The organism is Arthrobacter gandavensis (assembly GCF_039528575.1).
In the GTDB taxonomy this organism is placed as follows: Bacteria; Actinomycetota; Actinomycetes; order Actinomycetales; family Micrococcaceae; genus Arthrobacter_B; species Arthrobacter_B citreus_B.
On sequence record NZ_BAAALV010000001.1, the window covers coordinates 139,408 to 153,437 of the forward strand.

The following is a 14,030-nucleotide window of genomic DNA, read 5'->3' on the forward strand; positions in this document are numbered from 1 at the left end:
CCTGTGCGCGGTGCCGGCCGTTACGGTGCAGGAGCTACTTCTTCAGGCCAAGTTCAGCCGTGGGGATGCGGAAGGATTCCTTTGCGGTGAGTGCGGAGATCGAGGCGATACCGGCGATCGCAGCGGTGAACCAGCTGATTACTACCCAGCCGCCGGGCTCCAGTCCGCCGAGTGCGGCAACGATGGACGGCGCGAAGCCCGCCATCAGGAAGCCCAGCTGGGTGCCGATTGCCAGGCCGGAGAAGCGGACCCGGGCACTGAACATCTCAGCGTAGAAGGACGGCCATACTGCGTTCGCGGCAGCGTAGCCACAGCCGAAGACAACTACGGAGAGCGCAAACTGCAGCAGCGAGTTCCCGGATTCCATGGACAGCAGGTAGAACGGCATCACTGCCGCGCTGGAGAGCGCACCGTAGATGAATACCGGCTTGCGGCCGAAGCGGTCAGCAGCCATGCCGAACAGGGGCTGGGTGAACAGGGCGGCGATGTTGCCGGCCACAACCAGCCACAGGGTGATGGCGGCGTCCACGTTGCCCACTTCGGTGCCGTACTTGATCGCCAGCGTGCCGTACACGGTGGAAACGGCGGCAATGAAGGCGCAGCAGATGACGCGCAGGACGTCGCGCCAGTGGTTCTTGAGCAGGTCGCCCACCGGGAGCCTGGCGATCTGGTTGTTCGCCTTGGCTTCCTGGAAGGTTGGGGTTTCGTGCAGCGTGCGGCGGATGAAGTAGGTGACCACAACAACGACGGCGCTGAGCCAGAACGGGATTCGCCAGCCAATGCCGTACTTGATGTCATCGGGCAGGGCCATGACGGGGATGAAGACCATCGCGGCGAGGATCTGGCCGCCCTGGGTGCCGGTCAGCGTCCAGGAAGTGAAGAAGGCGCGGCGGCCGTCGGGGGCGTGCTCAAGGGTCATGGAGCTGGCGCCCGCCTGCTCGCCTGCGGCGGAGAGGCCCTGGGCAAGGCGGCACAGCACCAGCAGGGTGGGAGCCCACCAGCCGATGGTGTTGAAGTCCGGCAGGCAGCCAATCAGGAAGGTGGAGGCACCCATCAGGACCAGGGTGAACATGAGGATCTTCTGGCGGCCTACGCGGTCACCGAAATGGCCCAGGATAACTGCTCCGACCGGGCGGGCAATGTAGGCGAAGCCGAAGGTTGCCAGGGACATGATGCTCGCCTGGGCATCGGCATCCGGGAAGAAGACATGCGGGAAGATCAGCGATGCGGCCGTGCCGAAGATAAAGAAGTCGTAGTACTCGACCGCGCTGCCCATGAAGCTCGCCGCGGCGGCCTTCTTCGGGGTCTTGGCGGTGGCTTGGGCGGACTGCGTCGGTGCAGCGCTCATATGGGGCCTCCAAGGGATGGTGTGCGGTAAACGCACAGCAGTGCTTCATGCGAACACCACAATGTAACCCGCGCCATAGTCAGATGCAACACATGTGTGCGAATGGCGCACAGTTGTGCATTTTATGAACAGGCCGGTACCGTGGGCCTAGCCCGTCCCGGGCGCCGAAGGGAGAACCACTTGAGCACCACCACCGAATCCTGGCTCGTCGGCCTGATTGGCGAAGGGATCACAGCATCCCTGACACCTCCCATGCATGAGAGTGAAGCCCGGGCAAACGGACTGCAGTACCTGTACCGTCCGGTGGACCTTTCGGTGAACGGCCGGAGCGGAACAGAGGTGGGGGACCTGCTGCAGTACGGCCGCGACCTCGGTTTCAACGCCTTCAACATCACCCATCCCTGCAAGCAGCTGGTCATGGAGCACCTCGACGAGGTGTCCGACGACGCTGCCCGGCTTGGCGCCGTCAACACCGTAGTCGTGACGGACAAGGGTTTCATTGGACACAACACGGACCACTCCGGATTCGGCCGTGCACTCTCCACGGGCCTGCCGGGCGCTGCGCTGGACAAGGTGGTCCAGCTGGGTGCCGGAGGCGCTGGAGCGGCCGTTGCCTATGCACTGCTCAAGGCTGGAACCGCTCAGCTGACACTGATCGACCTGGACTCCGGCAGGGTCCAGGAACGTGTCCACGCCCTCTCCGTCCTTTTTCCGGATGCGAGCATCGCCGCCGGAACCGGCGAAGACCTCCCCGGTGCACTGGCTGCGGCTGACGGTTTTGTGCAGGCAACCCCCGTGGGTATGCACTCCCATCCCGGAATGCCCGTGGACGCTGCCTTACTGCGGCCCGAAATGTGGGTTGCCGACGTCATCTACCGGCCGGTCCGGACCAAGCTCATCGAAACAGCTGATGCGCTGGGCTGCCGGGTGCTCGACGGCGGCCACATGGCAGTGGGCCAGGCCGTGGACGCGTTTGAACTCATCACCGGCATTCGCCCGGACCCGGCCCGTATGCGGGCACACTTCCTAGACATGGTCAGCAACGGCCTCTGAGCCGGAAGGGATTTCTGAATGCGTACGTCGATCGCCACGGTCTGCCTGTCCGGAACCCTGGAGGACAAGCTCCGCGCCTGTGCCGCGGCGGGTTTCGACGGCGTCGAGATCTTTGAACAGGACCTCGTGGTCTCTCCTTCCACTCCGGAACAGATCCGTGCCCTGGCAGCTTCCCTGGGACTCACACTGGATCTGTACCAGCCGTTCCGGGACTTCGAAGGCGTGCCGGATGATGTCCTGGCGGACAACCTGCGGCGCGCTGAAGCAAAGTTCCGCCTCATGAACCGCCTCGGCATCGACACCATGCTGGTATGCAGCAACGTGGCCACGGCCACCGTTGACGACGACGAAGTTGCCGCGGCACAGCTGCGCCTGATGGGGGAAACCGCCGCCCGCTACGGTGTACGGCTTGCCTACGAGGCGCTGGCCTGGGGCCGGTACGTCAGCGACTTCGAACATGCCTGGCGGATCGTTGAACTGGCGGACCACCCCAACGTGGGTACCTGCCTGGACAGCTTCCACATCCTCTCCCGCCGGTGGGACCCGGCTGCGATCGAGAAGATCCCGGCTGAGAAAATTTTCTTTGTCCAGCTGGCAGATGCCCCGGAGCTGTCCATGGACGTGCTGTCCTGGAGCCGGCATTACCGGGTCTTTCCCGGCGAGGGTGCTTTTGACCTTGTCACTTTTATGGGCCACCTGGTCCGCAGCGGCTACAACGGCCCCGTCTCGCTTGAGATTTTCAACGATGTCTTCCGGCAAGCAGCCGAGGAACGCACGGCGGTCGATGCCATGCGTTCACTGATCCGGCTGGCCGAACAGACCTCCATCCACCTGCGCGAAACCGGCGCAGGCAAAACGGCCATGGAACTTGCCACGCTTCCCGGCGTCGGGGAGCCGCTCGGCTTTAACTTCGCCGAAGTCAAAGCGGGGGAGCCGGAGACGATCCGTACCCTGCTGTACCAGCTCGGCTTCACCTGCCAGGGTACGCACCGCAGCAAGGCAGTGGAACTGTGGACCCAGAACGGGGCCAGGGTCGTTATCAACAGCCAGAATGCCCGCGGGATGGAACCGGGCATCTCGGCCATCGGCCTGGACGTTCCGGATGCCCTCGCCGCCGCCTCACGCGCCCTGCAGCTCAAGGCAACCGCAGTACCGCGCCGCAGCCAGGCGAACGAGGAAGTCCTGCAAGCCGTTGCTGCCCCAGACGGCACCGAAATCTTCCTCTGCGAGGCAGAACCCGGGGGCCCGGGATGGATCCGGGAGTTCGGCAGTGGCACACCTGTTCCGGCCGGCGGCCCCATTACGGCCGTGGACCACGTCAACCTGTCCCAGCCATGGCAGCACTTTGACGAAGCAGTGCTCTTCTACGAATCCACGCTTGGACTGACCCCCCGCCCGAGCGTTGAGGTCCCCAGTCCGATGGGCCTGGTCCGCAGCCAGGTGATGCGTAGCAGCGACGGCGCCGTGCGGATGGCCCTGAACATTGCCCCGATGGTGTTCGACGGCGACGGCTCCGGCTATCCACAGCATGTTGCCTTCGCCTGCAGCGACCTCGTCACACTGGCACACACCGCCGTCGGACGCGGCCTGCAGTTCCTGCCGGTGCCGGGCAACTACTACGAGGACCTCGATGCCAGATTCGGGCTCGATCCGAAGTTCCTTGCCGTGCTCAAAGACCTGAACCTGCTCTACGACCGGGACGCTGACGGAGAGTTCCTGCACTTCTACACCTCCACCGTGGGGAACGTGTTCTTCGAAGTGGTTGAACGCCGTCCCTCCTACGAGGGCTACGGTGCGCCCAACGCTCCGGTACGGCTGGCCGCGCAGTACCTCGCGAACGGCTGACAGGGTTCCTGACCTGTTGATTTGCCGGGCGGTGCGCTCTCCGGCAAGCCCGGGATGTGAGCTAGGATCGGTTCGAGAACGTTCGGGACGGACCCGGCATAAGTGCAGGTCAGGGGGCATCCGCAATGGGCGGTCCGCAAGGTGGCTGGTATGTGAAATCCGTTGAAAAGACGTTCACAGTGCTGGGTGCCTTCAGCGAGGAAGAGCCGTTGCAAAGCGTGAGTGAGGTTGCTGCCAAGGCGGACCTGAGCCGTGCTGCGGCGAGACGGTTCCTGCTCACCCTCACCGAGCTGGGATACCTGTCCACGGACGGCACCCGGTTTCAGCTGGCGCCGCGCGTGCTGAATATTGGCTCGGCCTTTCTTTCCAGCCTCACCTTGCCGGCCATCGCGGAGCCGCACCTTAAGTCGCTCTCCGGGGACCTCCAGGAAACAGCGTCCGTGTGCATCCTGGATGATGTGCATGTGGTCTACGTCGCCAGGATTACGTCCCCGAGGCTGGTCAGCGTGGCGGTGCATGTAGGCACGCGCTTCCCTGCCTGGGCAACGTCTATGGGACGGGTGCTGCTGGCGTCACTCGACGAAGCCGACCTGCAGGACAGGCTGGCCCGGTCGGACGTCCGGCGCTTTACCGCCAAGACCGTACCCTCCAGGGAAGCGCTGCTGACGGAGATCAGGAACGTGCGTGATCGGGGCTGGTCCGTTGTCCGCGAGGAGTACGAAGAGGGCCTGAGCGGAGTTGCCGTGCCGGTCCACCGCGCCGGACGGGTGGTTGCTGCTGCGAACGTTTCCCTGCACCAGTCATACGGCAGGAACGCGGGTCTGGAAGAGGTGCTGCTGCCGCGGTTAAGGCGCGCGGCGGAAGACATTTCGGCGGACTACGGCATCCGGCTTACCGGATAGCCCGCGGCGCCGGCGGGGGCTGCGAGAGGAGACTGCGGCGGGGACCCGTTCGCATCTCCCCGCCGCAGCCCGTTCTGGTTTCCGGCGACGCTAGGTGGCGTAGTCGGAGGCGTTGTACAGGTTGAGGTTCAGCGCCGAGGCGATCTGGGCCACTGCCTTCCGGGCACGGACGCTGTTGCCGGCAGGGTCCAGCGGCGGTGAAAACGCCGCAATGGCCAGTACCCCCGGCATGACGGCCAGGACACCCCCGCCCACGCCGGACTTGCCCGGGAGCCCGACACGGTAGGCCCAGTCTCCGGAAGCCGTGTACAGCCCTTCCATGGTCATCTCCGCCAGCATGGGCGGAACAATGTCCGGGTGGGTGATCGCAGCCTTCTTCGTGAGCGGGTTGGTTCCCCGGGCCGCGATCGTGGCGCCCATCGTGGCCAGGTCCACCGCGGTAACAAGGGTGGAACACTGGCGCGTGTAGACGTCACAGGCTTCCATCGGATCCGAGTACATCGTTCCGCCCGAATACAGCAGCCAGGCGATCGCACGGTTGTGGAAGTTCGTGGACTGCTCTGAGTCGTTCACCGCGTCGCTCAGCTTGATCTCCCTTCCGGCAAACGCGGACTGGGTAGCCAGGATCTTCTGCCACCGTTCCTCGGCGCTTCCGGCCGGAATCAGCGAAACGGTGGACATGGCTCCGGCGTTGACCAACGGTGAGAGGGGCTTGTCGTCGTGCAGGGCCACCGCGATCACAGAATTGAACGGTTCGCCGGTGGGGTCCGCGCCAACCTTTTCGTGGAACTGCGGCAACCCCACCTCGTCCATGGCACGGGCCATGGAGAACACCTTGGAGATCGATTCGAGGGCGAACTCGAAGCTTGAGTCGCCGGTTTCGAACACCTCACCGTCGGCCGTCACCACACTGATGCCGAAGAGCGCCGGGTCCACCGAGGCCAGATAGGGGATGTAGCTGGCGTTCTGTCCGCCCTGGTCCGACGTGAAGTCGCTGTGGGCAGTTTGGACGGCAGCCTGGATGGCTGACTTGTCGATTTTCATACCGCTGTACTCCCGCCTGCTGCCGGTCCGGTGTGGGGCCGGTGTACCCGCGTTCGTCCGCTCTGTCCTGAACCCCTGGAACCGGCACCGGTTGGCGACGGCTTGCCGGAATGTTTGCCTGTACTTGTTTCCGTGGTTCCGGTGGCCGTGCCGCCTGCAGCTCCGGTTTCGGCGGTGCTGTCGAATGACTCCTCCCACTCCGCGGACAGCTCCGCCGTGGGTGCCGAGGATTCATTGACCGTCCCCGGGTGCTTGTGTTCCAGCTGCCAGGTGAACGGCACGAACTCGGCCTGCGGATCCTTCCAGTGCGGCTTCCGGAACGCGTAGATAACCATGGGCAGGATGATCAGCAGCACCGCGCCGCCCACCAGGATCCCCACGTAGGTTTCCGGGGATCCAACGGAAATCTGGTCCGGCGGGATGAAGCTGAAGACAAAGGCCATCAGCGAGCCCAGGAATCCGACGCCGCCGAAGATCCACATGCCGAGGTCGCCGCCGGGCACCCGGTACGGCCGGGGCCGGTTCGGCTGGCTGTAGCGCAGGTAGATCGCCGCGGCGAACATGAGCAGGTACATCACCAGGTAAAGGATGACGGTCAGCTGGCTCAGGATCTGGTAGGCCGCCTGGACCGAGGGCAGGACCACGTAGACAACTCCCAGGGCCGTCACCATAAATGCCTGGAAAAGCAGGATGTGAGTTCCCATGCCGTGCTTGTTGGTGTGCTGCCAGAAACGGGGAAGATACCCTGCCCTGCCCACTGCAAGCAGGCCGCTGGAAGGGCCGGCGACCCAGGTAACCACCCCGGCCAGCACCCCGATCAGCAGCATTCCCGCGACGATCGGCGAGGCCCAGCCAATGCCGGCCCAGTCGAACATGTCGTTGTAGGAAGTCAGGAGGCTCTGGGTCAGGTTGATGTCCGCCTGCGGCACCACAAACGCAATGGCGAGGGTTCCCAGGACAAAAATGATGACTGTCCCTGCAGCGGCGATAAGCACTGCCAGCGGATAATTCCGCGTTGGGTTCTTTACGTCCTTGACGTGGATGGCGTTCATCTCCATGCCGGCATAGAAGAGGAAAATGCTGGCCGCCAGCACAACGTTGGAGAAGTTGGAGAAGTCCGGTATGACCTCTCCCCATCCCATCTGGATCTGCGGCGTATTGCCGGCAAAGTAGTAGGAGAACCCAAGAATTATCAGGATCCCGGCCGGAATCAGGGTGCCCACAATTCCGCCCCACTGGGCGACTTTGGAGAATGCCGCCGCACCGCGGAAGGCGATGAACGTGGCCAGCCAGTACACTACCAGCACGACGGCGAGGACGAAGGCCTTGTTCCCTGACAGCTGCGCGTCAATATTCGTGTCCGTCCCTGTGTAAGCAAGGGACACAGCGCCGAAGGTGAGCACGGTGGGGAACCAGATGGTCACTTCGATGAAGAGCATGAACATGGCCAGGAAGGCCCAGCGGGGGCCAAAGGCTTCACCTACCCAGCGAAACACGCCTCCGGTTTCCGGCCAGCCCGTAGCCAGCTCCGCCGCCACGATGGACACAGGAATCAGGAAAACGACGGCGGCGAAGACGTAGTAGAAGATCGAGCTCAAGCCGTATTCAGCCTCTGCCGGGAGGCCGCGGAGGCTGACGACGGCCACGATGTTCATAACGGCGAGCGCGCCGACGGTAATGGTTGCGTTTTGCTTTGCGCGGCTTATGCGTCCGGATGCAGATCCAGTCGATGAAGCCGCGCCAGCTGATGCAGTTGAATCGCTCACTGCACTCACCTCCCTCAGGTTAGTGGTGGAATCCCGGATGCTGCTGCTCAACCGGCATGGGGGCGCTCAGGTTTTCCAGGTAGGCCGTCTCGTCCTGGATGTCCTTGAGCAGCCGGCCCGCAAGGTCCATGCTCAGGCCGTTGCGCACTACGATTCGCTCGACCGTGAGGTTGCCCAGGTTGTCCGGCATGGGATAGGCCGGTACCAGCCAGCCCTTGGTCCGGAGCCGGTCTGCCAGGTTGTACAGCGTCCAGCGGTCCGTATGCCCCTCCTTGAGGCGCCAGGCAAAGACCGGAATGTCAGAGCCGTCATTCCATAGTTCGAAGGGGCCGATCTCGCTGATGCCGTGGGAAAGGTACAGCGCCACGTCCTGGCAGGCCTGCTGGACCTTCTTATAGCCGTCGAAACCGAGGCGGAGGAACATGTAGAACTGGAGCACCACCTGAGCGCCGGGACGGGAGAAGTTCAGCGCAAACGTGGGCATGTCGCCGCCGAGGTAGCTGACGTAGAAGATGAGGTCTTCCGGCAGCCACTGCCGTTCCCGCCAGACAACCCACCCGAGGCCCGGATAGACGAGGCCGTATTTGTGTCCGGACGTGCTGATGGAATGGACCCGCTCAAGCTGGAAGTCCCATTCGAGGTCCGGCTGGATGAAGGGGGCGATCATGGCGCCGGAAGCGCCATCCACATGGATCGGGATGTCCAGTCCCGTGGAGGCCTGGATCTCGTCGAGTTTCGCAGCGATCTGCTTTACCGGCTCGTACATGCCCGTGTAGGTCACGCCCATGATTGCGACCACTCCGATGGTGTTCTCGTCGACGTACTTCTCGAGCTCGTACCCATCGAGGCACTTGTGTTCTTCGCTGATGGGAACCAGACGCGCCTCGATGTCGAAGTAGTTGCAGAACTTTTCCCAGCAGACCTGCACCGCCGAACTCATGATCAGGTTTGGCTTCTCGGTGGACTTGCCCTCGGACCGGCGCTTGTGCTGCCAGAGCCGCTTGAACGCCAGTCCACCGAGCATGCACGCTTCCGAGGAACCGATGGTTGAGGTGCCGATGGTTCCCTGGGGGTCGGGGGAGTGCCACAGTCCTGCCAGCATCTTCCAGCAGTACTGCTCAATGGCGGCCGTCTGCGGGTACTCGTCCTTGTCGATCATGTTCTTGTCATACGTTTCGGCATACAGCCGGTTTGCCTGGTCGTCCATATAGGTGCTGACGAAGGTTGCCAGGTTGAGCCGTGCGTTGCCGTCCAGCATGGTTTCGTCATGGACGATCTGGTAGGCGGTGCCAGGCAGCATGCTGCCCTGCGGGAATTCGTACTTTGGTATCTGGGTGTCTTCGCCCTCACGGGAGAACACCGGGTTGAGGCTGAGGAAGTCCTGGGGATCGTTCTGCGGCATGGTTTCGACCTCTCCTAAGGAGTGTCCAGCATGAATGCCTGCCGCGGTGTGCGGCGGCGGATAAGCCCCATGGGTGCGCGCGATTGACTATACGCGTGGCTGCCACGCCGTTCTAGGTATCAGTGGTCGTGCCGGGCAGGTAGTTTCGGATTCGTCCACAAGTACTTCAAAAGCTGTCTCCGGGGGCGCCGCCCGGGTCCGTCACCGTTGAGCGGGCGCACGCCCGCGCGTACCCTCAGATGATCTATCCGTTTCCCGCAGCAGCCCCGGCGCCGGCAGCTTCCAAGGAGCGCACGGAGGCCGGGGGAGCGGTTTACCGCAGGAGAAACCCCATGGCTGGACTGAGCCGACGAGACCGTTTTGAACTGCCTGAGCCCATGCGCCGGCTCTTCGAAGGTGACTGGGAAGTCCCGGCTTTCCGGGTGGAAGAGTTCCGGGATACCGGAACCATGGTGGTGCGGGCAGAACTGCCGAGCATCGATCCGGAAAAGGACCTGGACGTAACGGTGTCCGACGGCACGCTGCGTATCAAGGGCGAGCGCCGGGAAGAGTCAGCCAACCGGTCCAAGAACGGCTACCGGTCAGAGTTCAAGTACGGCTCCTTCAGCCGGGACATTCCCCTGCCTGCCGGCAGCAGCACGGAGGACGTGACGGCGTCCTACCGGGACGGGGTCCTTGAGGTCCGCGTACCAATCCAGGACGAGGGCAGCACGGGCCGGAAAGTTCCCATCAGCCGCTCCTGACAGCGCAGGAAAGGGCAGCGCTGCCCGACGCGGTGACCCTCCCCGATTTCTTGGCGCGCGGGTACTCAGGAGGCCCAGTGTCCCAGCAGAGCCAGAGCATCCCGCCCGGATCCCGGGGAAGCAGGTCACCCGCCTGGCTGGTGACCACCATCATGGCACTGGGCGGGATCACGGTGTCATTGGAGAAGACTGCGGTAGTGCCGCTGCTGCCGGAGTATCCGCGGCTGTTCAGGGTGAGCTCCGACGACGTGTCCTGGCTGGTCACCGTGACCCTGCTCAGTGCGGCGGTAGCCACTCCCATCGTTTCCCGGCTGGCGGACATGTTCGGCAAGAAACGCATGCTGATGGTCTCATTGGCCATGATGGTGGCGGGCGGGTTCATCGCCGCACTCGGGGGCACATTCGCTGCAGCCGTCACCGGCCGCGCCCTGCAGGGGTTCGCCGGGGCCGTGATCCCGGTGGGTATCAGCATCCTGCGCGATTCGCTGCCCCAGCGGCGGATTGCGGGGGCAGTTTCATTGATGAGTGCCAGCTTTGGCATTGGCAGCGCCCTCGGACTGCCGATGGCCGGACTGATCTACCAGCAGCTGGGCTGGGAGGCTACGTTCTGGATTGTTGCCCTCATTGCCCTGGTCATCCTGGCGGCTGTGTTTTTCTTTGTCCCGGAATCAACCCTGCGTACCAAGGGCCGGTTCGACTACACCGGGGCTCTTTTGCTTTCCGGCGCTATGACCGCACTGCTGCTGGCCATCTCCAAGGGCGGGGTCTGGGGCTGGACAAGCGATATCGTCCTGGGGCTCTTTGCCGCCTTTGCCGTCCTGATCGCGCTCTGGTTTCCGCTCGAACTGCGCAGCGGGCACCCGCTCGTTGACCTCCGGACCTCCGCCCGGCGGCCAATACTGGTGGTCAATGCTGCGGCGATCCTGGTCGGCTTTTCGATGTACGCCAACATGCTGGTGACCACCCAGCAGCTGCAGCTCTCCCGGGTCACCGGCTTCGGGTTCGGCCTCAGCGTCCTGGTTGCCGGCCTCACCATGATCCCCTCCGGTGTGGCCATGGTTGCGATCGCACCGGTGTCCGCCCGCATCACCAACAGCTTTGGAGCCAAAGCGACAATGATCAGCGGGTGTGCCGTCATGGCTGCTGGCTACCTCTGCCGCACCTTCCTGGTTTCCACCGTCGCCGGGATCATCTTCGGTGCCGTGGTGATCTCCGTCGGCACCGCCATGGCCATGGCTGCCATGCCCACTATTGTGATGAGCAATGCCCCGCGTACTGACACGGCGGCCGCCAACGGACTGAACACCCTGCTGCGTTCGGTTGGCACCTCGACGTGCAGCGCAGCCGTGGCGACTATCCTGGCTTCCATCACCATCGGCGTCGGCGGCCGCGTCTTCCCGGCGCTGGATGCCTTCCGGCTGATTTTCATCCTCGCTGGCCTGGCTGCGGCTGCGGCCACCGCCCTGTGCCTGCTGCTGCCCCGTGCTTCACGGCATGAGGCAACGCATCCCGACCTGCATGCCGGCCGGGCGGGATTGCGCGGAACAGAAGCCGAACCGGCCGAAGGCCCCGGACCGGAACAGGCATTCAGCGTATCGGGCAGGCTTCGCGCTCCGGGGGACCGCGGTGCGATCGACCGCGGAACCCTTACGGTCGCCGACCTCGCTGGAACACCGGTGGACTGGGACCGCACGGATGAGCACGGCAGCTACACAGTGGTGCTGCCCGGTCCGGGGCGCTACGTCTTTGTTGCGGCGCACCGGCGCTGGCTTCCCGTGTCCGAGGTCCTCGAACTGGACGGACCTGCGGCATCCCGCGAGATCCACTTCGGCCACCGGCTCGTCCTCACCGGACGTATCCGCCACCACGGACGTCCGGTGCACGACGCACTGATTCTGCTGGTGCCTGGGGCAGGGGATGCACATGCACTCTCAGCGGTTTCGGCCAGGGACGGCAGCTACGAATTGCCGCTGCCAGCCCCGGGCCGTTACGTGCTCAGTGTCACCGAGCAGTCAGGGGCTACACACACCCGGCTGGTGGTGCTGCCTTCTGCGGACACCGAGGTGGACGTCGAGCTTGGCGGAGAGCCGCCGTCGACGGTGCTGAAGATTTAGACCCTCAGGCAGGGGTTCCCGCGTACTCCGGGTAGTCCGTGTATCCCTCGGCGCCGTCCGAGTAGAAGGTGGACGCGTCCGGCGCATTGAGCGGAAGGCCCTCATTCCAGCGGCGCACCAGGTCGGGGTTCGCGATCGCGGGGCGCCCGACGGCGACGGCGTCGCACAGGTCCTTCTCGAGCAGCCCGGCGGCCTCTTCGCGGGTGGTGACGACGGCGAATCCGGTGTTCAGCATCACCGGGGAACCGAAACGCCGGCGGAGTTCCTGCACCAGCTCTCCGGCGGGGTTGTTGTGGAGGATGCTCAGGTAAGCCAGTTCCAGCGGGGCGATCTCATCCACGAGGGCGCCGTAGGTGGCAAGGGTTTGTTCGCTGTCCTTCTCCCACGCGTCCTGGATGTTGTGTTCCGGGGAAATACGCAGTCCCACCCGGTCCGCACCGATGGCGGCAGCCACGGCGGTAACGACTTCCACTACAAAGCGCGCACGCGCCTGCGGTGAACCACCGTAGCCGTCCGTGCGCCGGTTGGAGGCGGGGCTGAGGAATTCGTGCAGCAGGTAACCGTTGGCGCCATGGAGTTCAACGCCGTCGAACCCTGCCTCAACCGCTGCAATTGCACCGCGGACAAAGATGTCCCGCATCTCGTCCAGTTCCAGCTCGCCCAGTTCCCGCGGCTGGGCGTGCGGCAGCTTGCCCGCCGGAGTGCGGATGACGCCGTCGATGGCGACGGCGCTGGGGGCGACTGTCTGGAAACCGCCGTTGATCTCCGGATGCGACACCCGCCCGGCGTGCATGACCTGGGCAAAGATCCGGCCGCCTGCCTCATGAACGGCGTCGGTGACCCGGCGCCAGCCGGCCAGCTGCTCAGGAGTGACCAGGCCCGGCTGGCCGGAGAATCCCTGACCTTCGCGGGAGGGATACGTCCCTTCGGAAACGATCAAGCCAAGCGTGGCCCGCTGCCGGTAATGTTCGGCCACCAGCGGCCCCGGGATTCCGTCGGCGCCGCTGCGCACCCGGGTCAGGGGTGCCATCACCAGGCGGTTCGGCAGCTGAAGGGCGCCAACGTTCAGGGGAGAAAACAGATCTGTCTGCACGTACTTCCTTTCGGCAGGCACAATCTCGGGCGCCTGCACATTGGGGTTACCTGCGGTCAACTGCCGCGGCTCGGCGCCTATTCCCGTGAGGGGGCCTAACGGACCTCGCGGATGAGGTTCGTGATGCGGGCAGTAGAGAGCCGGCGGCCGTCCTCGTCCGTCATCACCACTTCATGGGTGGTGACCGTTCCGCCCAGGTGCACGGCCGTGGCGGTGCCGGTAACGAGGCCCTTGGAAACTGACCGGTGGTGGGTGGCACCCACTTCAATGCCGACGGCGTAGCGCCCGGGCCCCGCGTGCAGCGACGCGGCAAAGGAGCCCAGCGTTTCAGCCAGGACAACGTGGGCGCCGCCGTGCAGGATTCCGGCCACCTGCTGGTTGCCCTCGACAGGCATGGTGGCCACGATGCGGGACGGGGACATCTCCAGGAAGCGGATACCAAGCTTCACGACCAGGGGGCCGACGCCGGATTCCCCGAGCCAGGGGTGCAGTTCCTCCGGCACCCCGGCGTCGATCAGTTCCTGCAGCATGGGGAGTTCGCCCTGCGCGGGGCCGGCCTGGCCCGGCGTGAAAATGTCGCTCATGCCCACTAGGCTTACATCTGTGAGTGAAACTGCCAAACTGGCCTCTGCCCCTGTCTCTGACCCCCTTGCCGAAACCCCGGATTCCCTTGTTGAATCCACGGAAACGGAGTCGGAGTCCGAGCCGGCTGAAGCCACG

General features: G+C 64.4%; 11 protein-coding genes. 5 read left to right on the plus strand and 6 right to left on the minus strand.

The genetic code is table 11. The features are described 5' to 3' along the window. Nucleotides 1–34 precede the first annotated feature (34 nt). Nucleotides 35–1,348, minus strand: a complete 1,314-nt coding sequence (locus tag ABFX29_RS00705; RefSeq protein ID WP_152228112.1) for an MFS transporter — start codon at nt 1,346–1,348, stop codon at nt 35–37. Nucleotides 1,349–1,528: 180 nt separating this feature from the next. On the opposite strand from ABFX29_RS00705, the gene ABFX29_RS00710 reads away from it, so the two are divergent. From ABFX29_RS00710 to ABFX29_RS00720, 3 genes are all read left to right on the plus strand, one after another. Beyond that, nucleotides 1,529–2,401 carry a shikimate dehydrogenase gene (locus tag ABFX29_RS00710; RefSeq protein WP_152228110.1) on the plus strand — a complete coding sequence of 291 codons (873 nt, stop codon included), beginning with the start codon at nt 1,529–1,531 and terminating at the stop codon, nt 2,399–2,401. Between the two features lie 18 nt (nt 2,402–2,419). After that, entirely contained in the window at nt 2,420–4,246 is a 1,827-nt protein-coding gene (locus tag ABFX29_RS00715) for a bifunctional sugar phosphate isomerase/epimerase/4-hydroxyphenylpyruvate dioxygenase family protein (protein ID WP_152228108.1), read from the plus strand. Nucleotides 4,247–4,398: 152 nt separating this feature from the next. Beyond that, nucleotides 4,399–5,148 carry an IclR family transcriptional regulator domain-containing protein gene (locus ABFX29_RS00720; protein ID WP_246167487.1) on the plus strand — a complete coding sequence of 250 codons (750 nt, stop codon included), beginning with the start codon at nt 4,399–4,401 and terminating at the stop codon, nt 5,146–5,148. A gap of 90 nt (nt 5,149–5,238) precedes the next feature. On the opposite strand, the gene glsA is transcribed toward ABFX29_RS00720, so the two are convergent. The 3 genes from glsA to gad are packed head-to-tail and all read right to left on the minus strand — an operon-like array spanning nt 5,239 to nt 9,360. Further along, complete coding sequence (gene glsA, locus ABFX29_RS00725) at nt 5,239–6,192, minus strand: glutaminase A (RefSeq protein WP_152228104.1); 954 nt, start codon at nt 6,190–6,192, stop codon at nt 5,239–5,241. After that, nucleotides 6,189–7,958, minus strand: coding sequence for a glutamine/gamma-aminobutyrate antiporter GadC (gene gadC, locus ABFX29_RS00730; RefSeq protein ID WP_211372383.1), 1,770 nt, complete (start codon nt 7,956–7,958; stop codon nt 6,189–6,191). Before gadC ends, glsA begins: the two co-directional genes overlap by 4 nt. A 19-nt stretch (nt 7,959–7,977) precedes the next feature. Continuing rightward, a complete protein-coding gene (gene gad, locus ABFX29_RS00735; protein WP_152228102.1) occupies nt 7,978–9,360 on the minus strand; it encodes a glutamate decarboxylase in 1,383 nt (460 codons plus the stop codon). 239 nt (nt 9,361–9,599) lie between these two features. On the opposite strand from gad, the gene ABFX29_RS00740 reads away from it, so the two are divergent. Together ABFX29_RS00740 and ABFX29_RS00745 are read left to right on the plus strand one after the other, a co-directional pair. Further along, nucleotides 9,600–10,103, plus strand: coding sequence for an Hsp20/alpha crystallin family protein (locus ABFX29_RS00740; protein ID WP_346038473.1), 504 nt, complete (start codon nt 9,600–9,602; stop codon nt 10,101–10,103). Nucleotides 10,104–10,180: 77 nt separating this feature from the next. Then, on the plus strand, nt 10,181–12,217 hold the full coding sequence (locus ABFX29_RS00745; protein WP_246167485.1) for an MFS transporter: 2,037 nt from the start codon (nt 10,181–10,183) through the stop codon (nt 12,215–12,217). Nucleotides 12,218–12,221: 4 nt separating this feature from the next. Here the strand turns inward: ABFX29_RS00745 and ABFX29_RS00750 are convergent, their stop codons facing one another. Next, entirely contained in the window at nt 12,222–13,247 is a 1,026-nt protein-coding gene (locus ABFX29_RS00750; protein WP_246167528.1) for an alkene reductase, read from the minus strand. A 158-nt stretch (nt 13,248–13,405) separates the two neighbouring features. Then, the gene (locus ABFX29_RS00755; protein WP_152228098.1) at nt 13,406–13,894 is read right to left on the minus strand and encodes a PaaI family thioesterase; all 489 of its coding nucleotides are present in this window, start codon (nt 13,892–13,894) and stop codon (nt 13,406–13,408) included. Nucleotides 13,895–14,030 lie beyond the last annotated feature (136 nt).

Excerpts from the sequence above, each read along its gene's own strand:
- ABFX29_RS00705 (WP_152228112.1), bottom strand. The coding sequence starts at position 1,348 with ATGAGCGCTGCACCGACGCAGTCCGCCCAAGCCACCGCCAAGACCCCG.
- ABFX29_RS00715 (WP_152228108.1), top strand. The coding sequence starts at position 2,420 with ATGCGTACGTCGATCGCCACGGTCTGCCTGTCCGGAACCCTGGAGGAC.
- glsA (WP_152228104.1), bottom strand. The coding sequence starts at position 6,192 with ATGAAAATCGACAAGTCAGCCATCCAGGCTGCCGTCCAAACTGCCCAC.
- gad (WP_152228102.1), bottom strand. The coding sequence starts at position 9,360 with ATGCCGCAGAACGATCCCCAGGACTTCCTCAGCCTCAACCCGGTGTTC.
- ABFX29_RS00740 (WP_346038473.1), top strand. The coding sequence starts at position 9,600 with ATGATCTATCCGTTTCCCGCAGCAGCCCCGGCGCCGGCAGCTTCCAAG.
- ABFX29_RS00750 (WP_246167528.1), bottom strand. The coding sequence starts at position 13,247 with ATGGCACCCCTGACCCGGGTGCGCAGCGGCGCCGACGGAATCCCGGGG.
- ABFX29_RS00755 (WP_152228098.1), bottom strand. The coding sequence starts at position 13,894 with ATGAGCGACATTTTCACGCCGGGCCAGGCCGGCCCCGCGCAGGGCGAA.